The 24099-nt window shown below is 66.5% G+C and carries 20 protein-coding genes; 11 read left to right on the forward strand and 9 right to left on the reverse strand.

All coding sequences use genetic code 11. The features are described 5' to 3' along the window. Positions 1–62 precede the first annotated feature (62 nt). The 3 genes from WT24_RS09945 to WT24_RS34265 are packed head-to-tail and all read right to left on the reverse strand — an operon-like array spanning position 63 to position 1788. On the reverse strand, positions 63–623 hold the full coding sequence (locus WT24_RS09945) for a GNAT family N-acetyltransferase (protein ID WP_059499403.1): 561 nt from the start codon (positions 621–623) through the stop codon (positions 63–65). Next, positions 620–1477, reverse strand: a complete 858-nt coding sequence (locus tag WT24_RS09950; protein ID WP_060033120.1) for a bifunctional 2-polyprenyl-6-hydroxyphenol methylase/3-demethylubiquinol 3-O-methyltransferase UbiG — start codon at positions 1475–1477, stop codon at positions 620–622. The genes WT24_RS09945 and WT24_RS09950 overlap by 4 nt, the downstream gene beginning before the upstream one ends. A gap of 35 nt (positions 1478–1512) precedes the next feature. Further along, complete coding sequence (locus WT24_RS34265) at positions 1513–1788, reverse strand: hypothetical protein (protein WP_156440575.1); 276 nt, start codon at positions 1786–1788, stop codon at positions 1513–1515. On the opposite strand from WT24_RS34265, the gene WT24_RS09955 reads away from it, so the two are divergent. Then, positions 1787–3331, forward strand: a complete 1545-nt coding sequence (locus WT24_RS09955; protein WP_060033123.1) for a PAS domain-containing methyl-accepting chemotaxis protein — start codon at positions 1787–1789, stop codon at positions 3329–3331. The genes WT24_RS34265 and WT24_RS09955 overlap by 2 nt on opposite strands. A gap of 116 nt (positions 3332–3447) precedes the next feature. Here WT24_RS09955 and gabD read toward each other — a convergent pair whose 3' ends face one another. Next, a complete protein-coding gene (gabD, locus tag WT24_RS09960; RefSeq protein ID WP_060033125.1) occupies positions 3448–4917 on the reverse strand; it encodes an NADP-dependent succinate-semialdehyde dehydrogenase in 1470 nt (489 codons plus the stop codon). An 87-nt stretch (positions 4918–5004) separates the two neighbouring features. Continuing rightward, positions 5005–6288, reverse strand: coding sequence for a 4-aminobutyrate--2-oxoglutarate transaminase (locus tag WT24_RS09965; RefSeq protein WP_095211605.1), 1284 nt, complete (start codon positions 6286–6288; stop codon positions 5005–5007). A gap of 126 nt (positions 6289–6414) precedes the next feature. Here WT24_RS09965 and WT24_RS09970 point away from each other — a divergent pair, with 126 nt between their 5' ends. Beyond that, positions 6415–7923 carry a PLP-dependent aminotransferase family protein gene (locus WT24_RS09970; RefSeq protein ID WP_060033128.1) on the forward strand — a complete coding sequence of 503 codons (1509 nt, stop codon included), beginning with the start codon at positions 6415–6417 and terminating at the stop codon, positions 7921–7923. 251 nt (positions 7924–8174) lie between these two features. On the opposite strand, the gene WT24_RS09975 is transcribed toward WT24_RS09970, so the two are convergent. Continuing rightward, entirely contained in the window at positions 8175–9011 is an 837-nt protein-coding gene (locus tag WT24_RS09975; RefSeq protein WP_060033131.1) for a DMT family transporter, read from the reverse strand. A gap of 128 nt (positions 9012–9139) precedes the next feature. Between WT24_RS09975 and selD the strand changes: the two genes are divergently transcribed. The 3 genes from selD (at position 9140) to WT24_RS09990 (ending at position 12195) form a co-directional block, all read left to right on the forward strand. Then, on the forward strand, positions 9140–10204 hold the full coding sequence (gene selD / locus WT24_RS09980; protein WP_082742150.1) for a selenide, water dikinase SelD: 1065 nt from the start codon (positions 9140–9142) through the stop codon (positions 10202–10204). An 86-nt stretch (positions 10205–10290) separates the two neighbouring features. After that, entirely contained in the window at positions 10291–10884 is a 594-nt protein-coding gene (locus WT24_RS09985) for a LysE family translocator (protein WP_060033137.1), read from the forward strand. Between the two features lie 231 nt (positions 10885–11115). Further along, positions 11116–12195, forward strand: coding sequence for a purine nucleoside permease (locus WT24_RS09990; RefSeq protein WP_059499394.1), 1080 nt, complete (start codon positions 11116–11118; stop codon positions 12193–12195). A 213-nt stretch (positions 12196–12408) separates the two neighbouring features. Here the strand turns inward: WT24_RS09990 and WT24_RS09995 are convergent, their stop codons facing one another. Together WT24_RS09995 and ceoR are read right to left on the reverse strand one after the other, a co-directional pair. After that, on the reverse strand, positions 12409–12702 hold the full coding sequence (locus tag WT24_RS09995) for a DUF4148 domain-containing protein (protein ID WP_060033139.1): 294 nt from the start codon (positions 12700–12702) through the stop codon (positions 12409–12411). Between the two features lie 416 nt (positions 12703–13118). Next, on the reverse strand, positions 13119–14123 hold the full coding sequence (ceoR, locus tag WT24_RS10000; RefSeq protein WP_059499392.1) for a putative multidrug efflux transcriptional regulator CeoR: 1005 nt from the start codon (positions 14121–14123) through the stop codon (positions 13119–13121). Between the two features lie 173 nt (positions 14124–14296). Between ceoR and WT24_RS10005 the strand changes: the two genes are divergently transcribed. From WT24_RS10005 to opcM, 4 genes are read left to right on the forward strand one after another with little or no spacing between them, the layout of a single operon-like run. Beyond that, entirely contained in the window at positions 14297–15157 is an 861-nt protein-coding gene (locus tag WT24_RS10005; RefSeq protein ID WP_034206051.1) for an alpha/beta hydrolase, read from the forward strand. A 31-nt stretch (positions 15158–15188) separates the two neighbouring features. Continuing rightward, positions 15189–16406 (forward strand): multidrug efflux RND transporter periplasmic adaptor subunit CeoA, encoded by a 1218-nt coding sequence (gene ceoA / locus WT24_RS10010; protein WP_060033142.1) that lies wholly within the window; start codon positions 15189–15191, stop codon positions 16404–16406. Positions 16407–16452: 46 nt separating this feature from the next. Next, a complete protein-coding gene (ceoB, locus tag WT24_RS10015; protein WP_060033145.1) occupies positions 16453–19638 on the forward strand; it encodes a multidrug efflux RND transporter permease subunit CeoB in 3186 nt (1061 codons plus the stop codon). 10 nt (positions 19639–19648) lie between these two features. Next, the gene (gene opcM, locus WT24_RS10020) at positions 19649–21184 is read left to right on the forward strand and encodes a multidrug efflux transporter outer membrane subunit OpcM (protein ID WP_060033250.1); all 1536 of its coding nucleotides are present in this window, start codon (positions 19649–19651) and stop codon (positions 21182–21184) included. A 339-nt stretch (positions 21185–21523) separates the two neighbouring features. On the opposite strand, the gene WT24_RS10025 is transcribed toward opcM, so the two are convergent. Next, a complete protein-coding gene (locus tag WT24_RS10025; RefSeq protein WP_060033148.1) occupies positions 21524–22375 on the reverse strand; it encodes an alpha/beta fold hydrolase in 852 nt (283 codons plus the stop codon). Positions 22376–22789: 414 nt separating this feature from the next. Between WT24_RS10025 and WT24_RS10030 the strand changes: the two genes are divergently transcribed. Beyond that, a complete protein-coding gene (locus WT24_RS10030; protein ID WP_060033152.1) occupies positions 22790–23371 on the forward strand; it encodes a PAAR domain-containing protein in 582 nt (193 codons plus the stop codon). Beyond that, positions 23364–23999 (forward strand): type VI secretion system amidase effector protein Tae4, encoded by a 636-nt coding sequence (locus WT24_RS10035; RefSeq protein WP_060033157.1) that lies wholly within the window; start codon positions 23364–23366, stop codon positions 23997–23999. Before WT24_RS10030 ends, WT24_RS10035 begins: the two co-directional genes overlap by 8 nt. Positions 24000–24099: the final 100 nt, after the last annotated feature.

Genomic DNA, 24099 nt, shown 5'->3' on the forward strand with positions numbered 1-24099 from the left:
ACGGCAACTGATGGGGCTGTGGCGGCGCGCAAAATTCTACGCTTCATCCGCATGCCGGGCGGTCACGCCGTCGGCCCTTCGAGGTGAATGTCTTCGGGCTCGAGTGCGTAAAGCTCGGGATCGGGCGCCGCGCTGACCGTGAAGCCGAGCCGCAGGTAGAAGTCGATCGTGCGCTGCGACGGCGTGGCCGACACGTACAGACGCTCGGCGCCCATCGTGCGTGCCTGCGCCTGCGCCGCGCGATAGAGCTGTTCGCCGAGCCCGCAACCGCGCCAATCGTGGCTCACGTGCAGGAACTTCAACTGCAGCATGTCGCGCCGCGGGCCGAGCGGCCGGCTGTCGACGACGACGGCCGCAACGAGCCGCGTGCCGTCGAACCGCCCGAGAAACCAGCCGCCGCGGTCGTGACAGTCGAGCAGGATCGGCGTGTAGTGCTCGGCTTCGCCGTCGGGCCAGCCGGCCACGTCGTAGAACTCGGGCACGAGATGCAGCGCGCCGTCGCGCAGCACGTACAGGTGTTCGATGATTTCACGCCGGTCGATGGTCCACACGAGCGGCACGTCGTCGCGGGCCAGCAGGCGGGCCGACAGCGCGTCGCGCGCGGCGGCAGTGCGGCGCGTCATGCGGCCACCCGGTGCGCGGCGATTGCGTACATCAACGGCAACCGCGGCATGCCTTCGGGCGGCACCATCCGGCGGCCGTCCAGCTCGCGCATGCCGTCGAAGCCCTTCCAGCCGTTCGCGTACGGATATTCGGTCAAGCGATCGATCGCGAGACCGGCCGATATCAGTGCATTCACCACGTCGCCGATGCCCCACATGAACTCGTAGCTCGGATGCGGGTTCGCGAAATCGACGATGCCCGGGCGGTCGTGTTGCGCGCCGAGCCCCGTGCCGGACGCCGCGACGTAATCGCCGACGCCTGCGGGTTCCTCGGTCGCGTCGTCCTTGAAGTAGTCGTAGTGCGGCTGCCAGTGTTCGTCGAAATACAGCGAGAACGGATGGAACTCGACCATCGCGAAGCGGCCGCCCGGTGCGAGCAGCGAGGCGATCCCGTGCGCCCATGCGGTCAGGTCCGACAGCCAGTAGATCGCTCCGTACGACGTGAACACGCGATCGAAGCGCTCGCCGCGCGCGGCGGCTTCGGGCATCCAGTCGAGTACGTCGGCGCGCTCGAATCGCGCGGGAAGGCCCGCGTCGGCCGACAGTTGCCGCGCGAAGTCGATCGCCTCGTCGGAGATGTCGACGCCGGTTGCGTCCGCGCCCTCGCGCACGAGGCTCAGCGTGTCCTGCCCCGCGTTGCATTGCAGGTGCAAGAGCCGCAGACCCGCGAGATCGCCGAGCAGTTCGCGTTCTTCCGGAAACAGCGTCGAGCCGCCATTGCGGAAAAATGCAGCCTGATCGCCTTTATGGCTGTTATGCGCGACCGTCGCCTTATTCCAGGACAACCGATTCAGTTCGTGCAATGCCTTTTTCATCGAATTCGAATTCCGGTGGAATGGAGCAGGATAAGTCAAATCGTTTCGCCGCGCGCAACGGATGCCGGCATCGGCACGCCGGGCGGCGCGTTGTGACAAGTCGATAAACACGTGCCGCGATTATCGCCGGAATATTTGATCGAAATCATGGTAATGGCGGAATTGCATGCATGATGCGCGACAGGATTAAGGTTTCCCGGTGCATTGCCGACAAAGGACGAGAGTGTCGTAAAGCGATCAACCGTTTTTCGGCTACTGAGCGCGATTTCAGCGCGATGCGGACGACAGATCCGCCTTTCGGAGCCTTGCATGCGCAACAACCAGCCCGTTACTCAACAGGAATTCGATTTTCCCGACGACGTCACACTGATGTCGACGACCGATGCCGACAGCGTCATCACCTACGCGAACACGACGTTCGCGCAGGTGAGCGGGTTCTCGAACGAGGACCTCGTCGGCCAGCCGCACAACGTGGTGCGTCATCCGGACATGCCGAAGGAGGCGTTCGCCGACATGTGGGCGACGCTCAGGCGCGGCGAGCCGTGGACCGCGCTCGTGAAGAACCGCCGCAAGAACGGCGACCATTACTGGGTGCGCGCGAACGCGATTCCGGTGATGCGCAACGGGCAGCCGAAGGGCTACATGTCGGTGCGCACGAAGGCGACGCGCGACGAGACCCAGGCCGCGGACGCGCTGTATCGCGCGTTTCGCGAAGGCAAGAACGGTCGGCGCCGGTTCCACAAGGGGCTCGTCATCCGCACCGGGCTGCTGCGGATCGCGTCGCTGCCGCAGACGATGTCGGTGCGTGCGCGCGTTCATTCGGCATCGTGTGTGCTGGCGCCGGCGATCGTCGGCGCGGGCTGGGCCTGCGGGCTGACCGGCAACGGGCTCGCGGCGTTTGCCGGTGTGACGATCGGCGTGGCGGCCGCCGCCGGCTGGTGGCTCGATGCGCAGATCGTGCAACCGCTGAAGCGGCTGCACGAGCAGGCGCTGAACGTCGCGACCGGCGAGAGCCGGCGCGGCGTGCGGATGAATCGCGTCGACGAGATCGGCATGACGCTGCGCACGATCAACCAGCTCGGGCTGATGTTCCGCTGGCTCGTCGACGACGTCAGCGAGCAGGTGCACAACGTGCAGCGCGCGAGCAACGAGATCGCGCAAGGCAACAACGACCTCAGCGCGCGTACCGAGCAGGCCGCGTCCAGCGTGCAGCAGACCGCCGCGTCGATGGCGGAAATGACGGCCACCGTGTCGAGCAATGCGGAAACGGCGCTGCAGGCGAATCGGTTGTCCGTTTCCGCGAGCGACGCGGCCGAGCGTGGCGGGCAGGCGGTGAGCGAGGTCGTCGCGACGATGAGCGAGATCACCGAGAGTTCGCGCAAGATTGCCGACATCATCGGCGTGATCGACGGCATCGCGTTCCAGACCAACATCCTCGCGCTGAATGCGGCGGTCGAGGCCGCACGCGCGGGCGAGCAGGGTCGTGGTTTCGCGGTGGTCGCAGGCGAGGTGCGCGCGCTCGCGCAGCGCAGCGCGAACGCGGCGAAGGAGATCAAGACGCTGATCGGCGCGAGCGTCGAGCGGGTGGAGTCGGGCGCGCGGCGCGTGGACGAGGCGGGCCGGACGATGGAGGACATCGTCACGCAGGTGAAGCGCGTGTCCGGTCTGATCGCGGAAATCAGCTCGTCGACGGCCGAGCAGAGCACGGGCGTCGCGCAGGTCGACCAGGCGGTCGTGCATCTGGACAACATCACGCAGCAGAACGCGGCGCTCGTCGAGCAGAGCACGGCGGCGTCGGAGAGCCTGAAGCAGCAGGCGACGCGGTTGGTGGAGGCGGTGAACGTATTCCGCTGATTGCGGATAAGGCAGGTGACGCGGGCACGGCGGAGAGGGATACCGGCCCGCGTCGTGACCGCCCGGTTCCGGCCGGGCGGCCGGGGCCTGCCGCTCGCGCGCCAGGCCCGGAACCGTCAGACGGCCAGGCAGAGGTACTTGATCACGACGTAGTCGTCGATGCCGTAGTGCGAACCTTCGCGGCCGAGGCCCGACTGCTTCACGCCGCCGAACGGCGCGACTTCGTTCGAGATCAGGCCCGTGTTCACGCCGACCATCCCGTATTCGAGCGCTTCGGCGACCTTCCACACGCGGCCGATGTCGCGGCTGTAGAAGTACGCGGCGAGGCCGAATTCGGTGTCGTTCGCGAGGCGGATCACCTCGTCGTCGCTGCCGAACTTGAACAGCGGCGCGAGCGGCCCGAACGTCTCTTCCTTCGCGACCTTCATCGCCGGCGTGACGCCGGTCAGCACCGTCGGCTCGAAGAAGCCGTGACCGAGCGCGTGACGCTTGCCGCCCGTCACGACGGTCGCGCCCTTCGCGAGCGCGTCCTCGATGTGCGCCTCGACCTTCAGCACGGCTGCTTCGTTGATCAGCGGGCCTTGCGTGACGCCCGGCTCCGTGCCGCGGCCGACCTTCAACTGGCCGACGGCCGCCGCGAGCTTCTGCGCGAACTGGTCGTACACGGCTTCATGCACGTAGAAGCGGTTCGTGCACACGCAGGTCTGGCCGCTGTTGCGGTACTTCGACGCGATCGCCCCCTGCACGGCCGCGTCGAGGTCGGCGTCGTCGAACACGATGAACGGCGCGTTGCCGCCGAGCTCCAGCGACACCTTCTTGACCGTCGCCGCGCACTGCGCCATCAACAGGCGGCCGACCGGCGTCGAGCCCGTGAACGACAGCTTGCGCACGATCGGGTTCGACGTCAGTTCGCCGCCGATCGCCTTCGGGTCGCCCGTGACGACGCTGAACACGCCCGCCGGCACGCCCGCGCGCTCGGCCAGCACGGCCATCGCAAGCGCGGAGAACGGCGTCGCCTCGGCCGGCTTCACGACGATCGGGCAGCCTGCCGCGAGCGCCGGGCCGACCTTGCGGGTGATCATCGCCGCCGGGAAGTTCCACGGCGTGATCGCCGCGCACACGCCGATCGCTTCCTTCGTCACGACGATGCGCTTGTCGCTCGCCGGCGTCGGGATCGTGTCGCCGTACACGCGCTTGCCCTCTTCCGCGAACCACTCGAGGAACGATGCCGCGTAGCCGATCTCGCCCTTCGCTTCGGCCAGCGACTTGCCCTGCTCGGTGGTGAGGATCAGCGCGAGGTCGTCGGCGTTCTCCATCATCAGGTCGTGCCACTTGCGCAGGATGACCGCGCGTTCCTTCGCGGTCTTCTTGCGCCACGCCGGCCATGCGGCATTCGCGGCGTCGATCGCGTGACGCGTTTCCGCCGCGCCCATCGCCGGCACGGTGCCGAGCAGGCCACCCGTCGCCGGGTTGCGGACGTCGAACGTCTCGCCGTTCGTTGCGCGTTGCCATTCGCCGTTGACGTACGCCTCTTGGCGGAACAGCGACGGATCTTTCAGTGCCAGGGTTTCCTGAACCGTGCTCATATGAATCACCTGCTTTGAAAAGGACGGATGCAAACGGCCGCCGCCGTCTTCACGACGGCGGCGGCGCATTCAGTCGGGGGCGGGCGCTCAGGCCGGCACGCCGACCGTTTCCTTCAGCACTTCCTCGAGGATCGCGAGCGCTTCGTCGAACACGGCTTGCGGGATCGTCAGCGGGAACAGGAAGCGCACGACGTTCGAGTACACGCCGCACACGAGCAGCAGCAGCCCGCGCTCGAGCGCACGCGCCTGCACGCGCTTCGTGAACTCGGCATCCGGCTCGCCCGAACCCGGCTTCAGGAATTCGACCGCGATCATCGCGCCCGGGCCGCGCACGTCGGCGATCTGCGGCACGTCCGCCTGCAGCGCATTCAGCTTCGCCTTCAGCACGTCGCCGAGCTGCGTCGCGCGCTCGCACAGCTTCTCTTCGTCGATGATCTCGAGCACCGCGTGCGCCGACGCGACGGCCAGCGGGTTGCCCGCGTAGGTGCCGCCGAGGCCGCCGGGCGCGGCCGCGTCCATCACGTCCGCACGGCCGACGACGCCCGACAGCGGCATGCCGCCGGCAAGGCTCTTCGCCATCGTGATCAGGTCGGCCAGCACGTCGTAGTGCTGCATCGCGAACAGCTTGCCGGTGCGCGCGAAGCCCGTCTGCACTTCGTCGGCGATCAGCAGAATGCCGTGTTCGTTACAGATCTTGCGCAGCGCGCGCACGAACTCGGCCGGCGCCGGGTTGAAGCCGCCTTCGCCCTGGACCGGTTCGAAGATGATCGCGGCGACGCGCTTCGGATCGATGTCGGCCTTGAACAGCATCTCGATCGCCTTGATCGAGTCGGCCGTCGTCACGCCGTGCAGCGCGTTCGGGTACGGCGCGTGGAACACGTCGCCCGGGAACGGGCCGAAGTTCAGCTTGTACGGGGCGACCTTGCCGGTCAGCGCCATGCCCATCATCGTGCGGCCGTGGAAGCCGCCCGAGAATGCGATGACGCCCGGACGGCCGGTCGCCGCACGCGCGATCTTGATCGCGTTTTCGACGGCTTCGGCGCCGGTCGTGAAGAACGCCGTCTTCTTCGGGAAGTCGCCCGGCGCGCGTGCGTTGATCTTTTCCGCCAGCTCGACGTACGACGCGTACGGGACGATCTGGTAAGCGGTGTGCGTGAAGCTGTTCAACTGATCCGCGATCGCCTTGACGATCTTCGGGTGGCGGTGGCCCGTGTTCAGCACCGCGATGCCGGCGGCGAAATCGATGAAGCGGCGGCCTTCGACATCCCACAGCTCCGCGTTCTCGGCGCGGGCTGCGTAGAAATCGCACATCACGCCGACGCCGCGCGGGGTGGCGGCGTTCTTGCGGGCCTGCAGGTCGGCATTCTTCACGGTCATCTCCTTGATGTTCGGTCCGGTGGGTAGAAAATCGGGCGCCTTGGCAGCCCATGGACGCGACTATAATCACATTTGGCTCCGGCAATCAGAGCCATTTCAATAAATATTCAGGAGCCAATCATGCGCGCAAGCGTGTTGTCGGACTGGCTGGCGCAGCGCCTCGTGCGCGGCGGCGAACAGCCGATCTACCGCCAGCTTCACCGGCTGCTGCAACAGGCGATCCTGTCGCGCGAACTGCCGGCCGGCACGCGCGTGCCGTCGTCGCGGCTGCTGGCCGCCGAGCTCGGGATCGCGCGCAACACGGTCACGCAGGTATACGAACAGCTTGTGCTCGAAGGCTATGTGCACTCGGCGACGGGTCGCGGCACGTTCGTCGCCGACAGCGCGCCGGACGAGATCGTCGGCGCGCCCCCCGACGCGGCGGCCGGGCCGGCCGTCGTGACGCCGTCCGTGCGGCGCCTGTCCGCGCGCGGCACGCGGCTCGTCGAAGGCGCCGGCGTGTCGAAGCGTCAGGGCGGCGCGTTCATGCCGGGCGTGCCCGATGTGTCGCGATTTCCGGCGCGCGTATGGACGCGGCTGCACAACAAGTACTGGCGGCGCTTGCGCCCGGACCTGCTGACCTATGCGCCCGGCGGCGGCCTCGCGCTGCTGCGCGAGGCGCTGGCCGACTACCTGCGCACGTCGCGCTCGGTGCGCTGCACGCCCGAGCAGATCGTGATCACGACCGGCATCCACCAGTCGATCGACCTCGCGGTGCGGCTGCTGACCGATCCGGGCGATGCGATCTGGACCGAGGATCCGTGCTATTGGGGCGTGCGCAGCGTGCTGAACGTGTCGGGGCTCACCACGCGGCCGATTCCGGTCGACGACGAAGGCATCGCGCCGTCGGCCGCCGATCTCGCCGCGCCGCCGAAGCTGATGCTCGTCACGCCGTCGCATCAGTATCCGCTCGGGATGGTGATGAGCCTCGCGCGCCGCCGGATGTTGCTCGAATACGCGCGCCAGCACGGCTGCTGGATCATCGAGGACGACTACGACAGCGAATTCCGCTACGGCAGCCGGCCGCTCGCGTCGCTGCAGGGGCTCGACACGGCCGGGCAGGTGATCTACGTCGGGAGTTTCGGCAAGACGCTGTTCCCGGGGCTGCGGGTCGGCTATCTGGTCGCGCCGGAGCCGCTCGCGGAGAGTTTCGCGACCGCGAGCGCCGAGCTGTATCGCGAAGGCCAGTTGCTGCAGCAGGCCGTGCTCGCCGAATTCATCGCGGAAGGGCACTTCGTGTCGCATATCCGCAAGATGCGCACGCTGTACGGACAACGCCGCGAGGTGCTGCTCGACGCGGTCGCGCGCCGCTACGGCGATACGCTGCACGCGCTCGGCAGCGACGCGGGGCTGCATCTCGTCACACGGCTGCCGGACGGTGCCGACGATCGAGCCGTCGCGCAGGCCGCGCTCGAGCGCAACATCGTCGTGCGGCCGTTGTCCGGCTACTATGCGCACCGCGAGCGCGCGGCGTCGGGCTTGCTGCTCGGCTACGCGTGCGTGCCGGAGGACGAGATCGCGACGGCGTTCGCGACGCTGGCCGAGGCGATCGACGAGCGGGCGTTCGGCGGGGCCGTTGCGGTGGCGTGACGTGCGAGCACGGCGATATCGACTCGTTGCGATTCCGTCGAAGCTCGATACGCTCCGCAACGAGGCGCGTGTTTTTCGCGCGCTGCCAGCCCGCCTGCTTCCGCGTCGTTGAACGGGAGTCGCAAACCGGTTCATGCGGCTTCCCCTCGGGCAAGAGCGGCGGGCAATATTGCAAGGCGCAGCGGCGCGGAGAGGGCATCTCGCGGAATCGGTCGTGAAGGCCGGCACCGGCTATGGGCCCGGTGCGGGCGTTACAGCCGGATCAACGCCGCGCCCGTCACCACCAGCGCGCATGCGACGAGCCGCTGCGGACCAGGCCGCTCGCGCATCGCGAACCAGCCGATCGCGACCGCGAAGATCGAGCTCGTTTCGCGCAGCGCCGACACGGTCGCGACCGGCAGGTGCCGGTACGCGAGGATCACGATCCCGTACGCGGCAAGCGAGATCGTGCCGGCGATCGCGCCCTGCGCAAGGGCGGTGCGCGAGCCGAGCACCGCGCGCGGGCCGCCGCGCCATGCGCAGACGAGCACGAGCTGCGGCACGCTCCACAGCAGGTACACCCATGCGATGTAGCCGAGCGCGCTGCCGGACACGCGCGAGCCGATGCCGTCGCAGAGCGAATACGCGGCGATGAACACGCCCGTGAGCAACGCGTACGGCACGCCTTCTCCGGAGAACCTGAAGCCGCGCCGCAGCGCGAGCGACATGATCCCGAACGATACGAGTGCGATGCCCGCGAAGCCGAGCGGCGTCGGTCGTTCGTGCAGCACGGCGAACGCGAGCACCGACACCAGCAGCGGCGACATCCCGCGCGCGATCGGATAGATCTGCCCGAATTCGCCGTTGCGGTATGCGCGCGCGAGCGTGAAGCAGTACGCGACCTCGAGCACCGCGGACGCGGCGACGTACGGCCATGCGGCGGGCGCCGGCGCGGGCAGCAGCACGGCGCCGGCGATGCCGAACGCGAGATACGGCAGCGACATCGTGCCGAGTTGCACCAACCGGTCTTCGCTGACGTGGAGGAACGCGTTCCAGATCGCGTGCAGCAGAGCCGAGCACAGCACGAGGGCGACGAAGAGGTGATCCATCGATCAATGAGGAAGCGAGCAAGGGCGGGAGCCGGCAAGGGCCGTCAATTATGTGGGTATCGGGCGCGCTCGCGCGGAATTGTCGATAATGGAGCGTTGTTATTCACCGTATTTACCGGATGCCGACGATGACCGAAGCCACTCAAGCCCAGCCTGCCGTTCCGCGCCTCACGAGCCTGTCGCACGGGGGCGGCTGCGGCTGCAAGATCGCGCCGGGCGTGCTGTCCGAGCTGCTCAAGCGCGCGACGCCGCCCGCGCTGTTCCCTGACCTGCTGGTCGGCACCGAAACCTCCGACGACGCGGCCGTCTACCGGCTCAACGACGAGCAGGCGATCGTCGCGACCACCGATTTCTTCATGCCGATCGTCGACGATCCGTTCGACTTCGGCCGCATCGCGGCCACCAACGCGCTGTCCGACGTCTACGCGATGGGCGGCAAGCCGATCCTCGCCCTTGCGCTGGTCGGCATGCCGATCAACGTGCTGCCGCACGAGACGATCGCCGCCGTGCTGCGCGGCGGCGAATCGGTGTGCGCGGATGCCGGCATTCCGGTCGCGGGCGGCCATTCGATCGATTCGGTCGAGCCGATCTACGGGCTCGCGGCGATCGGCGTCGTGCATCCGTCGCGCGTGAAGCGCAACGCGGCCGCGCGCGCGGGCGACGTGCTCGTGCTCGGCAAGCCGCTCGGCGTCGGCGTGTTGTCGGCCGCGCTGAAGAAGAATCAGCTCGATGCCGACGGTTACGCGCAAATGGTCGCGACCACCACCAAGCTGAACCGGCCGGGCGCCGAGCTCGCCGCGCTGCCGGGCGTGCATGCGCTGACCGACGTCACGGGCTTCGGGCTGCTCGGCCATACGCTCGAACTGGCGCGCGGCGCGCAGCTCACCGCGCGCGTGCACTATGCGTCGCTGCCGTGGCTCGCGGGCGTCGAGGCGTTCGTGGCCGATGGGGTGTTCACCGGCGCGTCGGGCCGCAACTGGGCCGCGTACGGCGCCGATGTGCGGCTCGCCGACGGGCTGCCGCCCGTCGCGCAGGCGCTGCTGACCGATCCGCAGACCTCGGGCGGGTTGCTGGTGGCGTGCGCGCCGGAAGCGGTCGACGACGTGCTCGCGTGCTTCCGTGCCGACGGGTTCGACCGCGCGGCCGTGATCGGCGAGATGGTGGACGGGCCCGCACGCGTCGACGTCGCCTGAGTGCCGATTCACACACCGAATCGTTTCGACGTCGCTGGAATCGATGTCTTCCATCGATGGTATTGAATTGATGCGCTGGACGACCGATGAGCGACTTCCTGTTCGGGCTGACGATCGCGCTGTCAGTCGGGCCCGTCGCGCTGATGATCGCGAATTACGGCATGCGCGCCGGCACGGCGACCGGCGTGCGCGCGGCGATCGGGGTAGCCGCCGCCGATGGCTGCTATGCAATCGTCGCGTTCACGATCGGTGCGATGCTCGCGAACACGCTTGCGTCGCATCTGGCGCTGTTCCGTATGGTCGGTGCGCTCGTGTTGCTCGCGATGGGCGCGCGGATGCCGTGGGAGGCGCTGCGTGACCGGCGCCGCTCGCTCGACGGCGACGGAGCGCCGCCTCCGGGCGATCGCCCGTTCATGTCGATGTTCTTCGTCACGCTCGCGAACCCGCTGACCATTCTGTTGTTCTACGGCTATGCGACGGCTGCCGCCGGTGCGCATCGGCACTGGTTGTTCGGCGCCGCGTGCGTGTTTGCGGGTAGCCTGGCGGGGCAGCTCGTGTTCGCGTTCGGCGGCAGCGCGATCGGGCGCTTCGTGAAATCGCCGGGGTGGCTCGCCGCGAGCCATGTAGTCGCCGCACTCGTCGTGCTCGGTTACGGCGTGGCTGGGCTGATGCGCGTGTAGCGCGGCGCGAAGCAGCCGACGTCGCACGCGGCGACGAACCCGATAGCATTCCTGATGTTTTTCGACGCCGCGACGAACGCGCGATTTTCCGTCACGCAACACGCATCCGTTCGCACGAAACATCGCCGGCCGTTTCGTAGTCGGGTTCCGCATCGCGTACGCCCGTTCTATACTCGTCGCGCAGTCTCCGACAGCCGTTCTCACCCAACGTCACCGAAACAAGGAACGCCGATGCTGACTCGCTCCATTCTTTCCGCCGCCGCATTCTCGCTTGCCGCCTGTGCGACCGCGCCGTCGATCGCGCAGGACAACCAGGGCAACGATGCCGGCAACGCGGCATTCGCCGAGACCGGCTCGCATGGCCGCCCGGTCAAGGTCATGATCATCACGATGTTCGGGCCGGAGGGCCAGGCGTGGCTCGACCGGCTCGGCCCGTGGCGCGACATCGCCGTGCCCGGCCTGTCGCCCGACTATCCGGCCGTCCACTGCAACAAGCAGGACGTGTGCGTGGTCACGACCGGCATGGGCTATGCGAATGCGTCGGCGACGATCATGGCGCTCACGTTCTCGCAACGCTTCGATTTGCGCCGCACGTATTTCCTGGTCTCGGGCATCGCGGGCGTCGACCCCGCGCAAGGTACGGTCGGATCGGCCGCGTGGTCGAAATACCTCGTCGATTTCAGCCTGCAGTGGGAACTCGATGCGCGCGAGATTCCGGCCGGCTGGAACACCGGGTATCTCGGCATCAACACGAAGAGCCCGAACGACAAGCCGCCGCTCGACTATCGCACCGAAGTGTTCCAGCTCAACCCGCAACTGACCGATGCCGCCTACGCGCTGTCGCGCAACGTCGTGCTGGCAGACAGCGCGCAGGCGCAGGCCGCGCGTGCGAAGTTCACGTATGCGCCGGCGAACCGGCCGCCGACGGTGATCCAGTGCGACACGTCATCGGGCAACACGTGGTTCTCGGGCACGCTGATCGGCGAGCGCGCACGCCAGTGGACCAAGATCCTGACGGACGGCAAGGGCACCTACTGCATGACCGCGCAGGAAGACAACGCGACGTACGAAGCGCTCAAGCGCGCGGCGAGCGTGAAGCGGGTCGACCTGTCGCGCGTGGCCGTGCTGCGCACGGGGTCCGATTTCGATCGGCCGTACGCGGGGCAGACGAGCGCCGACAACCTGCTGAACTACGCGGACCAGGGCGGTTTCGCCCCGGCGACCGAAAACCTGTACCGCGCGGGCAATCCGCTGGTTCAGGACATCGTCACGCACTGGGGCGAATGGCGCGACGGCGTGCCGCGCCGTTGACGGCCGGACGATGATTCAGCCGGCGGTCAATGCGATTGCGGGGCCGAACGGAACGGCGTCCACACCGGAGTCGTGTCGTCCCAGTGATCGAGCGGCGAAGGAAGTGGGTCGTTCATCATGTACTCCTGCAACTAACTGACTGACTCGGCAAGTTGTCGACGAGGTGATCCGGGACGCCGCGCACGGGGCAATCCGCTGCGCGGCGTCACGCGTTTACCGGCCCGCGCCGGCGAGCTGGTTGCCTTCCGGTGTCGGGCGATACGGGCCTTGCGCGAGTTCGAGCCCTTGCGGATACGAAGTCGCCTTGCGCAGGTACGCGAGCGTGCCGTCCTTGCGTGCCTGCTCGACTTCCGCGCTCACTTCGGCGCGCGTACGCGGGCCGTTGTGCTGCGTGTACCACGACGTGTTGCCGTAGTTGCCGGCGTGCGGGGTGTCCGAATCGGCGAAGGCCGGTGCGGACACGGCGAGCGTGAGCGCAAGGGCCGAGAGAAGATGGCGGCGGTTCATGGCGTAACTCCTGGAGATGTCGGAGCGCGCGCCTGAGCGCTGACTCCGGTCCCGCGGGCGGGATCTGTTCGATGCGCAACGAGGTGCGCGACAGGGTTTACTCTAGGTTGCCGTTCCGTCGCGATAAATGCAGCAGGCGCGAATTGAATTGTCGTGTCAGTGGAACAATCGCCATCCGCACCGCCGGCAGGGTTATGCGGAAATGGCCGGGAGTTCCGCGGCACGGGCTTCGCAGGGAGGGGCGGCGGCGACGCGCAACGACACGCAACGACGCACGCGGTCGATTGCCGCACACCGCGCAAGGATTTACTGCGGATTCGGGAAGGATCGCGGCGCCGCGCGCGAAAGGCGTGCCCAGGCCGCGCTCAGGCAGGATGGCGCGCGGGCGCTGCGGCCCGCGCGTGGAGGTCGGTCGATTACGCGACCCACTCGTTGATGACCGGCGTATCGAGCACCGGCGCGCGCTCGGCTTCCTCGAACGTGCGCTTGCTGCACGTCGCGTCGAGGCTGCCCTTGCCGCTCAACAGCGGGCACCGGTCGAACACTTCGGCAATCCAGTCGACGAACACGCGCACCTTCGGCGACAGATGACGGCTGTGCGGATACACGACCGAGATCGGCATCGGCAGCGGCTTGACGCCGGGCAGGACTTCCTTGAGCCGGCCCTCGCGCAGGTGCGGCAGCACCATGAACAGCGGCGGCTGGATCAGGCCGAAGCCCTCGATTCCGCACGTCACGTACGCATCCGCGTCGTTCACCGACACGATGCCCTCCATCTTCATCTCGACTTCCTTGCCTTCGATCAGGAACGTCCAGTCGATCGTGCGGCCGGTGCGGCTCGAGAAGTAGTTGACGGCCTTGTGCTGGCTCAGGTCGTCGATCGTCTGCGGCTCGCCGTGGCGCTCGAGATAGTCGGGCGATGCGACCGTCACGCATTCGAACAGGCCGACGCGGCGTGCGACGAGCGACGAATCCTGCAGCGCCCCGACGCGGATCACGCAGTCGACGCCTTCCTGCAGCAGGTCGACCGGCCGATCGGACAGGCCGAGTTGCAGGTCGATGTCCGGATAGCGCGTATGAAACTCGCACAGCGACGGAATCACGAGCAGCCGCCCGATCGAGCCCGGCATGTCGATACGCAACTTTCCGTGCGGCTTCCGGTTGTTGGCCTGGAAGCTTGCTTCGGTTTCCTCGACGTCCGCGAGGATCCGCACGCAACGTTCGTAGTAGGCGGCGCCGTCCGGCGTGAGGGAGAGCCGGCGCGTGGTCCGGTGCATCAGCCGTACGCCGAGGAATGCTTCGAGATTCTGGATGATCGTCGTGACGGACGCTCGCGGCAAGCCGAGCGTTTCTGCTGCCTTGGTGAAGCTGCTTGTATCGACGACGCGAGTAAACACCTGCATGGCCTGAAGCCGGTCCATCACAACCTCCGCAATCTAATGAGCCCGCGAACGACAAGGCTGCGCTACCTCGTGGGTAAACGCAGCCTCGGATTGTTCGGGGGCGTTGAATTGTGTTGCCGGATTATAGGCATTTATCCCAATGTCTGCCGGACCCAGAATTCGTTCCATCTCGAAATGGATGCTGCATCGTCATGGACGCTTCTGAATTCAGCAAATTCCTGAAAGCCGCATTGCCCGCGCAAGCCATGGCGGGCGCGGCACTGACGGTGGCCGAAGTCGAAATTCCCGGCTACGCACAGGACATCGTGCTGCGCCTCTACCGCCGCCCGGACAAGACCGGGTTGCCAGTAGTGCTTTATTTCCACGGCGGCGGCTTCGTCCGCGGTTCGCTCGAAGACGCGGACTTCGCCGCGCGCTTTTTAGCAGAACGCTTACCAGCTCTCGTAGTGTCGGTCGATTATTCGCTCGCGCCGGCCTTTCCTTTTCCGGCCGCGCCGGAGGATGCGTATCGCGCCGCCGTCTGGGCCGCGACGCGCGCCCGCGCGTTCGGCGGCAATCCGAAGAAGATCGGGGTCGCCGGGCACGACGCGGGCGGCCAGCTCGCGAACTGCCTGGCCTTCATCGCACGCGACCGCGGCGAAGTGTCGATCGTCGCGCAGGCGCTGTTCGGGCCGATGCTCGACCCGAGCATGACGCGCATCGGCGACGCCGAGCGCCTCGCGTCCGACATCACCGCGCGCGAATGCGCGGCCTGCTATCGCGCGTACTTGCCGCAGGCGGCGCAGCGGATGCACCCGTACGCGGCGCCGATCGAATCGGTGCGCCTCGCGGGGCTGCCGCCGACGCTCGTCGTCACCGCGCAGAACGACGTGCTGCACGTCGAAGCGGAGAAATATGCGGGCTGCCTGATTTCGTCGGGTGTGCTCACGCAGGTGATCCGCTATCCGGACATCACGCACGCCGCGCTCGCCACGCACGAAGCCGCGTTCGAGGAAGCCGTGCGCTTCTTCCAGTGCCGCTTCCAGGCGCGCCAGCCGAACCGTTCCGAATAACCAGACCAATCCACGCTTACTGGAGATCCACATGGCCATCCTACGCACCACCCGTTCCCGAATCGCGACCGCGGCGATCGTCACGCTCGCCGTCGTCGGCCTCGGCACGTTCGGCGCGATGCGCGTCAACGCGAACGCACCCGAAAAAGCGGCGGCGCCGCTGCCCGAAGTCGACGTCGCGACCGTCGTGCCGCAGACCGTGACCGACTGGCAAAGCTACTCGGGCCGTCTCGAAGCGGTCGAGAAAGTCGACGTGCGCCCGCAGGTGTCGGGCACGATCGTCGCGGTGAACTTCAAGGACGGCGCGCTCGTGAAGAAGGGCGACGTCCTGTTCGTGATCGACCCGCGCCCGTATCAGGCGGAAGTCGACCGCGCGGCCGCGCAGCTCGCGGCCGCGCAGGCACGCAACGGCTACGCGCAGACGGACTGGCAGCGCGCGCAGCGGCTGATCGGCGACAACGCGATCGCGAAGCGCGACTACGACGAAAAGCAGAACGCGGCACGCGAAGCGAGCGCGAACCTGAAGGCTGCCGAAGCCGCGCTGGAAACGGCACGCATCAACCTCGGCTATACGCGCATCACCGCGCCGGTATCGGGCCGCGTGTCGCGCGCGGAAATCACGCTTGGCAACGTCGTGTCGGCCGGCGCATCGGCCGCGCCGCTGACGACGCTGGTGTCGGTGTCGCCGATCTACGCATCGTTCGACGCGGACGAGCAGACCTACCTGCAATACATCAACGGCGCGCGCAGCGGCCGCAAGGTGCCGGTCGAGCTCGGCCTTGCCAACGAAACCGGCTACTCGCGCAGCGGCGAGATCGATTCGGTCGACAACCGGCTCGACACGTCGTCCGGCACGATCCGCGTGCGCGCACGCTTCGACAACGCGGACGGCACGCTCGTCCCGGGCCTCTATGCGCGCGTGAAGGTGGGCGGCAGCGCGCCGCACGAGGCGCTGCTCGTCGACGACGCGGCGATCAACACCGACCAGGACAAGAAGTTCGTGTTCGTCGTCGACCAGCAGGGCCGCGTGTCGTATCGCGAAGTGCAGCCGGGGATGCAGCACGGCAACCGGCGCGTGATCGTCAGCGGTCTCGCCGCCGGCGATCGCGTGATCGTGAACGGCACGCAGCGCGTGCGCCCCGGCGAGCAGGTGAAGCCGCACATGGTCCCGATGACGGGCGGCGACGAGCCGTCCGCGCCGCTCGCGAGCACCGCGAAGCCGGCCGCACCGGCGAAGGCGGATTCGTAAGCGGCGCGCCCGCTTCGCATCCGCGTTCAACCAGACAGAGCCACACATGAACATTTCCAAATTCTTTATCGACCGGCCGATCTTTGCAGGAGTCCTATCGGTGGTCATCCTGCTCGGCGGGGTGATCGCGATGTTCCTGCTGCCGATTTCGGAATATCCGGAAGTCGTGCCGCCTTCCGTGATCGTGAAGGCGCAGTACCCGGGCGCGAACCCGAAAGTGATCGCCGAGACGGTCGCGTCGCCGCTGGAAGAACAGATCAACGGCGTCGAGGACATGCTCTACATGCAGTCGCAGGCGAACAGCGACGGCAACATGACGATCACCGTCACGTTCAAGCTCGGCACCGATCCGGACAAGGCCACGCAGCTCGTGCAGAACCGCGTGAACCAGGCGCTGCCGCGCCTGCCGGAAGACGTGCAGCGGCTCGGCATCACCACGGTGAAAAGCTCGCCGACGCTGACGATGGTGGTCCACCTGATCTCGCCGGACAACCGCTACGACATGACCTACCTGCGCAACTACGCGCTGATCAACGTGAAGGATCGCCTGTCGCGGATCCAGGGCGTCGGCCAGGTGCAGCTGTGGGGTTCGGGCGACTACGCAATGCGCGTGTGGCTCGATCCGCAGAAGGTCGCGCAGCGCGGGCTGTCGGCCGAGGACGTCGTGCAGGCGATCCGCGAGCAGAACGTGCAGGTCGCGGCCGGCGTGATCGGCGCATCGCCGTCGCTGCCCGGCACGCCGCTGCAGCTGTCGGTGAATGCGCGCGGCCGTCTGCAGACGGAAGAAGAGTTCGGCGACATCGTCGTGAAGACGACGCCGGACGGCGGCGTCACGCACTTGCGCGACATCGCGCGGATCGAGCTCGACGCGTCCGAATACGGGCTGCGCTCGCTGCTCGACAACAAGCCGGCCGTCGCGATGGCGATCAACCAGTCGCCGGGCGCGAACTCGCTGCAGATCTCCGACGAAGTGCGCAAGACGATGGCCGAGCTGAAGCAGGACATGCCGGCGGGCGTCGACTACAAGATCGTCTACGACCCGACGCAGTTCGTGCGTTCGTCGATCAAGGCCGTCGTGCACACGCTGCTCGAGGCGATCGCGCTGGTCGTGATCGTCGTGATCGTGTTCCTGCAGACGTGGCGCGCGTCGATCATTCCGCTGATCGCGGTGCCGGTGTCGATCGTCGGCACGTTCTCGTTGCTGCTGGCGTTCGGGTATTCGATCAACGCGTTGTCGTTGTTCGGGATGGTGCTCGCGATCGGTATCGTGGTCGACGATGCGATCGTGGTCGTCGAGAACGTCGAGCGCAACATCGAGAACGGGATGACCGCGCGGCAGGCGACCTACAAGGCGATGCAGGAAGTGAGCGGGCCGATCATCGCGATCGCGCTGACGCTCGTCGCCGTGTTCGTGCCGCTCGCGTTCATGTCGGGCCTGACCGGCCAGTTCTACAAGCAGTTCGCGATGACGATCGCGATCTCGACGGTGATCTCGGCGTTCAACTCGCTGACGCTGTCGCCGGCGCTGTCCGCGATCCTGCTCAAGGGCCACGGCGACAAGGAAGACTGGCTCACGCGCGTGATGAGCCGCGTGCTCGGCGGCTTCTTCCGCCGTTTCAACAAGGTGTTCCATCGCGGCGCGGAGAACTACGGCCGCGGCGTGCGCGGCGTGCTGTCGCGCAAGACGCTGATGCTCGGCGTGTACCTCGTGCTGGTGGGGGCGACGGTGCTGGTGTCGAAGGTCGTGCCGGGCGGCTTCGTGCCCGCGCAGGACAAGGAATACCTGATCGCGTTCGCGCAACTGCCGAACGGTGCGTCGCTCGACCGCACCGAGAAGGTGATCCGCGACATGGGTTCGATCGCGCTGAAGCAGCCAGGCGTCGAGAGCGCGGTCGCGTTCCCGGGGCTGTCGGTGAACGGCTTCACCAACAGCTCGAGCGCGGGCATCGTGTTCGTCACGCTGAAGCCGTTCTCGGAACGGCACGGCAAAGCGCTGTCGGCCGGCGCGATCGCCGGTGCGCTGAATCAGAAATACGGCGCGATCAAGGATTCGTTCGTCGCGGTGTTCCCGCCGCCGCCGGTGCTTGGCCTCGGCACGCTCGGCGGCTTCAAGATGCAGATCGAGGATCGCGGCGCGGTCGGTTACGCGAAGCTGTCGGATGCGACCAACGACTTCATCAAGCGTGCGCAGCAGGCACCTGAGCTCGGCCCGTTGTTCACGAGCTACCAGATCAACGTGCCGCAGCTCAACGTCGATCTCGATCGCGTGAAGGCGAAGCAGCTCGGCGTGCCGGTGACCGACGTGTTCAACACGATGCAGGTGTATCTCGGTTCGCTGTACGTGAACGACTTCAACCGCTTCGGGCGCGTGTACCAGGTGCGCGTGCAGGCCGATGCGCCGTTCCGCCAGCGCGCGGACGACATCCTGCAACTGAAGACACGCAACGACCGTGGCGAGATGGTGCCGCTGTCGTCGCTCGTCACGGTGACACCGACGTTCGGCCCGGAAATGGTCGTGCGCTACAACGGCTACACGGCGGCCGACATCAACGGCGGCCCGGCGCCGGGCTTCTCGTCGGGGCAGGCGCAGGCCGCGGTCGAACGCATCGCGCACGAAACGCTGCCGCGCGGCGTGCGCTTCGAGTGGACCGACCTCACGTACCAGCAGATCCTCGCGGGCGATTCGGCGATGTACGTGTTCCCGATCAGCGTGCTGCTCGTGTTTCTCGTGCTTGCCGCGCTGTACGAAAGCCTGACGCTGCCGCTCGCGGTGATCCTGATCGTGCCGATGAGCATTCTGTCGGCGCTGACGGGCGTGTGGCTCACGCAGGGCGACAACAACATCTTCACGCAGATCGGCCTGATGGTGCTGGTGGGGCTGTCGGCGAAGAACGCGATCCTGATCGTCGAATTCGCGCGCGAGCTCGAACACGACGGCAGAACGCCGCTCGAGGCCGCGATCGAGGCGAGCCGGCTGCGGCTGCGCCCGATCCTGATGACGTCGATCGCCTTCATCATGGGCGTGGTGCCGCTCGTCACGTCGACGGGCGCCGGTTCGGAAATGCGCCATGCGATGGGGGTCGCGGTGTTCTTCGGGATGCTCGGCGTGACGCTGTTCGGGCTGATGCTGACGCCGGTGTTCTACGTCGTGCTGCGTACGCTCGCGGGCGGCAAGATCCACGTCGCCGGCAAGGATTCGACGGGGTACGGCGTACCGGCGCCCGATGCTTGAGGACCAGAAAATGAATAACTTGCACAACACGAATGGCCTGATTCGTTTCGCGAAGGTGGCGGCCGCGAGCACCCTGCTCGCGACGCTGCTCGCCGCGTGCGCGGTCGGCCCAGACTACAAGCGTCCGGATGCGGCGGCGCCCGCCGCGTTCAAGGAAGCGCCGACCCTCGCTGCCGGCGAGCAGGCCGGCACGTGGAAGACGGCCGAGCCGTCGGACGGCGAACATCGCGGCGAATGGTGGAAGGTGTTCGGCGATCCGGTGCTCGATTCGCTCGAGACGCAGGCGCTCGCCGCGAACCAGAACCTCAAGGCCGCGGCCGCGCGGGTCGAGGAAGCGCGTGCGGCAACCCGTTCGGCGCGCTCGCAATGGTTCCCGCAGATCGGCGCCGGGTTCGGGCCGACGCGCGAGGGGCTGTCGTCGGCATCGCAGTTCCAACCGCAGGGCACGGGCCCGACCAACGCGACGCTGTGGCGCGCGCAGGGCACGGTGTCGTACGAGGCCGACCTGTTCGGCCGCGTCGGCCGCAACGTCGAGGCCTCGCGTGCCGACCAGGCGCAGAGCGAAGCGCTGTTCCGCTCGGTGCAGCTCGCCCTGCAGGCCGACGTCGCGCAGAACTACTTCGAGCTGCGTCAGCTCGACTCGGACCAGGATTTGTACCGCCGCACGGTGGAGCTGCGTCAGCAGGCGCTGAATCTCGTGCAACGCCGCTTCAACGAAGGCGACATCAGCGAGCTCGACGTGTCGCGCGCGAAGAACGAACTGGCCAGCGCGCAGGCCGATGCGGTCGGCGTCGCGCGCCGGCGCGCGGCGTCCGAGCATGCGCTCGCGATCCTGCTCGGCAAGGCGCCCGCGGATTTCGCGTTCAAGGAAACGCCGATCGTGCCGGTCGCGGTGAAGATTCCGCCGGGCCTGCCGTCCGCGCTGCTGGAACGCCGCCCGGACGTGGCGGCGGCCGAGCGCGCGATGGCGGCCGCGAACGCACGGATCGGGCTCGCGAAGTCGGCGTACTTCCCGAAGCTCGATATCACCGGATCGTTCGGCTATGAGGCGTCGACGCTCGGCAACCTGTTCCTGTGGTCGAGCCGCACGTTTCTGCTCGGGCCGTTCGCCGGCACCGCGCTGACGTTGCCGCTGTTCGACGGTGGGCGACGGGCGGCCGGCGTGCAGCAGGCGCGCGCGCAGTACGACGAACAGGTCGCGAACTACCGGCAGCAGGTGCTCGTTGCGTTCCGCGAGGTCGAGGACAATCTCGCCGATCTGCGCCTGCTCGACGACCAGATCCGCGCGCAGGATGCCGCCGTCAACGCGTCGCGCCGGGCGGCGAAGCTGTCGCGTACGCAGTACCAAGAGGGCGAAGTCGCGTATCTCGACGTGATCGACAGCGAGCGCTCGGTGTTGCAGTCGCAATTGCAGGCGAACCAGTTGACGGGGGCGCAGGCGGTGTCGACCGTCAACCTGATCCGTGCGTTGGGTGGCGGGTGGGGTGCGGCGCCGACGGCGGTCGGCGGTGCGGCGACCGGCAAGGAGGATGTGGCTGCGCGTTGAGTATCAGTGGCGCGCAGCGCCATGCGACGGCGGCCGATACGGCCGCATGTCGAAAAGGAAAACCCGATCCGTGGCGACGCGGATCGGGTTTTTTTACGGGGAGCGCGCCTGCGTGCGGTTGCACGGCTACGCACCGATGCAATTCGTGATCGGTCGCGGATGGCGATTCAGACTGCCGCAGCGACAGTGCGGTGGTTGCAACTAACGGTCGAGTCGGCGAGCATCGACCACCGGTACCGCGGCTACGCGCGGCGGCTGGTGGTGAAGCGCAATGCGTGCATTGCTGAGGGACTTCAGGAAAGAAGGGGAGACGGGCGGAACGAACCCCGCCCGATCGCGTTACGTCGCGACGAACTCGTGCACGTAACGATTGAACACCGCGGGGCTTGCCGCGTTCATCCCATGCGATGCGCCGGCGACGGTCTGCCGTTGTGCATTGCCGATCCACTGCGACAGCGTGTCGACGTTGTGGCGGAACATCTTCGGGCTGCGCTGGCCGTCGATCAACAGCGTGCGGCAGGCGATATCGCCTGCGGTTTCGGCCGAATAGGCGGGCAGCGGATCGCGCAGCTGCTTCGGCAGTGTGCTCGCGTTGTCGATCGCCATCGTGCGAAAGCGCGACGTGCTCTTCTTCCATGCACCGGGCAGGCTCACGGAATCGACGAACATCTCGAGGCCGGCCTCGACATCGCCTTGCTCGATCAGGTTCACGGCTTTCGTGCGCAGCGCGAGCGCGGCGGCCGGCAGCGCGGCTTCGCGCACGCCGGGTTGCTGGAGCGGGCCGCCCGGATCGGCGAGCGTCAGCGATTCGACGAGGTGCGGATGTTGACGTGCGACGTTGAACGCGACGCTGCCGCCGCGCGAATGACCGACGAGATGCACGGGGCCGAAATCGAGCGCGTCGATGAATTCGGCAAGCTCGTCGACATGGTTCTGCCAACTGAACTCGTCCTGGATGCCCGCTTCGACGGCCGGCCAGTAATGACTCAGGCTCGGCGCGATGCAGCGGTAATGAGCCGACAGCGATGCGAGCTGCGGATCCCAGTAACGGTAGTCGCACAGCGAACCGTGAACGAACACCATCGGCGCGCCGCTGCCCCGCTCGACATACGGCAGGCTGATGCCCGACGAAAGCGTCGCAAATTGCAGGTCGGGGTTCGCGAGCACCGAAGGCTCGATTCGCATGTTCATGACTGAAAGACTCAAAGGTGCGTCAACACGACGCAACTATGCATCACGGCGAGCTGCAAGCAAAACGCATAATTTTCATCGTGACGATCAATTTTTTTGATGGCTCGGCCAGAAACCCTTGTCGGACCGAGAGGGCAGAACGATCTGCTCGCGGTATCGGCGTCCGATGTTCAGGCTCTATATGCGAAGGCATCCGGTTGGATGCCTGTCGGTAACGGTGTCAGTGTGGAAGTGACACTTGGTCGGGCGAGGCTCGTGGCGCGCTGGAGATCTGCACAAGCACCGAACGTTGATGAAGGAGAAGATGGCTTCTCGCAGGAAAATTGCGTTCGTTTAATTGAGATATCCAAACAATATCGAGATATATAGTTGCGTCGCGAAGCTACGATTACGGCTTTCCGAGGAGGCCGGTCAATGAATAGAAGAATTGCGGTTGTTGGCGATAGTCTTTCAAGTGGCGGAACAATCAGCTCATTTAACGGACCACGATTTCTGGTCCACGAGCATCAGGCAGCCTTGATCGGCGGTCGTGCGTTCTGCACCGCCTGCCAAAGCACCGGCATCATCGCAAAAGCTGGCGGCCCCTATCGACTCAAGTTTCAAGGCGAGGTTGCACTCGACCGCGATATCGTCCTTTGCGGCTGTTCGACTCCACCGAGCATCGTCGCCGAACTTGCGGGTGAAGTGTGGTGCGACGATCGACTTCAGGGGCTCGGTGAAGTTGTTTCGAGCCGCACAGCAACGGGCGGAGTCATGTCGCTCAAGAAAGGCACGTTTGATGAACAGATCGAGGCGGTGACCCTTGGCTGTGCTGCCACCGGTCAGGAGGGCTATCCCTATTACATCGAGACGGCAGACGGCCGCATTCATTCCGGCGTACTCGATGCAAGCGGCGAGCTACCGCGCGTCAACACCGGCGACGGATCAGGAAATTACACCGTCTTTTGGGGTGACGAAGCCATCGCAAAAAAACACGACGGGGTAAGCCATGCCTAATCCCCCGGCGAAGGTCCGCACGAACGACACCCCGAATTCGAAGAAGTCCGTGCAACTGCGAGCATTGTCCTTTCAAGCGCTTTGGAACGCGTACCCGAAGAATGACCCCTACGACGACCCCACTGGCGAATATGAGAATCAATGCGCCATTCGCATGAGCGTCGCGTTTCACGCCATCGGAAGCGACATGAAGTCGTTTTCTCAAAACGTGCTGAAGCCGATGCCCGGCAAGAAGACGCTGGGTCGCCTGATACTCGGCGGGAAAGCGACGGCGACACGCGCTTACGAGCTCGCTGGGTGGTTGAAGCTTCGCCCGTTCCTGGGGCTTGGCAAACCCGAAAACATCACCGGTCCGAATTGGCAGGACAAGATAAAAAACCGAACCGGTATCATCTACTTCTTCGGATATTGGCGTCAGGATGGCGACTCAGCCGATTCACTGAGCGGCGGTCATATCGACCTATGGAACAAAGACACGCTTACGCCGTCCTTTGCATCGTTCTGGCGGTTTCGCCTGGGTCGACGGACGATGCCGGACCTACGATCCTGGTTCCGTCCCGGCAGGAACGAGAACTGGATATCAGACCTGGCGGAATCCAAAGAGATTTTATTTTGGGAAGTGAAATGAAGCGTATAGCTGTCGTTGTTCTAGGCTTCGTGTGGGGACTTCTGGTGACGGGGGCATCATTCTATGTATTCAACCGCACGGATTGGGCCAAGCCGTCACT

The organism is Burkholderia sp. MSMB1078WGS (genome assembly GCF_001528895.1).
Classification (GTDB): domain Bacteria; phylum Pseudomonadota; class Gammaproteobacteria; order Burkholderiales; family Burkholderiaceae; genus Burkholderia.

Bases quoted from the DNA above. Each gene is read 5' to 3' on its own strand.
- WT24_RS34265 (WP_156440575.1), bottom strand. From the start codon at position 1,788: ATGCAAGGCTCCGAAAGGCGGATCTGTCGTCCGCATCGCGCTGAAATC.
- WT24_RS09970 (WP_060033128.1), top strand. From the start codon at position 6,415: ATGCGCGCAAGCGTGTTGTCGGACTGGCTGGCGCAGCGCCTCGTGCGC.
- selD (WP_082742150.1), top strand. From the start codon at position 9,140: ATGACCGAAGCCACTCAAGCCCAGCCTGCCGTTCCGCGCCTCACGAGC.
- ceoR (WP_059499392.1), bottom strand. From the start codon at position 14,123: ATGGACCGGCTTCAGGCCATGCAGGTGTTTACTCGCGTCGTCGATACA.
- WT24_RS10035 (WP_060033157.1), top strand. From the start codon at position 23,364: ATGCCTAATCCCCCGGCGAAGGTCCGCACGAACGACACCCCGAATTCG.
- WT24_RS09990 (WP_059499394.1), top strand. From the start codon at position 11,116: ATGCTGACTCGCTCCATTCTTTCCGCCGCCGCATTCTCGCTTGCCGCC.
- WT24_RS10030 (WP_060033152.1), top strand. From the start codon at position 22,790: ATGAATAGAAGAATTGCGGTTGTTGGCGATAGTCTTTCAAGTGGCGGA.
- WT24_RS09955 (WP_060033123.1), top strand. From the start codon at position 1,787: ATGCGCAACAACCAGCCCGTTACTCAACAGGAATTCGATTTTCCCGAC.
- WT24_RS09945 (WP_059499403.1), bottom strand. From the start codon at position 623: ATGACGCGCCGCACTGCCGCCGCGCGCGACGCGCTGTCGGCCCGCCTG.
- WT24_RS09975 (WP_060033131.1), bottom strand. From the start codon at position 9,011: ATGGATCACCTCTTCGTCGCCCTCGTGCTGTGCTCGGCTCTGCTGCAC.
- ceoB (WP_060033145.1), top strand. From the start codon at position 16,453: ATGAACATTTCCAAATTCTTTATCGACCGGCCGATCTTTGCAGGAGTC.
- WT24_RS10005 (WP_034206051.1), top strand. From the start codon at position 14,297: ATGGACGCTTCTGAATTCAGCAAATTCCTGAAAGCCGCATTGCCCGCG.
- gabD (WP_060033125.1), bottom strand. From the start codon at position 4,917: ATGAGCACGGTTCAGGAAACCCTGGCACTGAAAGATCCGTCGCTGTTC.
- WT24_RS10025 (WP_060033148.1), bottom strand. From the start codon at position 22,375: ATGAACATGCGAATCGAGCCTTCGGTGCTCGCGAACCCCGACCTGCAA.
- WT24_RS09950 (WP_060033120.1), bottom strand. From the start codon at position 1,477: ATGAAAAAGGCATTGCACGAACTGAATCGGTTGTCCTGGAATAAGGCG.
- ceoA (WP_060033142.1), top strand. From the start codon at position 15,189: ATGGCCATCCTACGCACCACCCGTTCCCGAATCGCGACCGCGGCGATC.
- WT24_RS09995 (WP_060033139.1), bottom strand. From the start codon at position 12,702: ATGAACCGCCGCCATCTTCTCTCGGCCCTTGCGCTCACGCTCGCCGTG.
- WT24_RS09985 (WP_060033137.1), top strand. From the start codon at position 10,291: ATGAGCGACTTCCTGTTCGGGCTGACGATCGCGCTGTCAGTCGGGCCC.
- opcM (WP_060033250.1), top strand. From the start codon at position 19,649: ATGAATAACTTGCACAACACGAATGGCCTGATTCGTTTCGCGAAGGTG.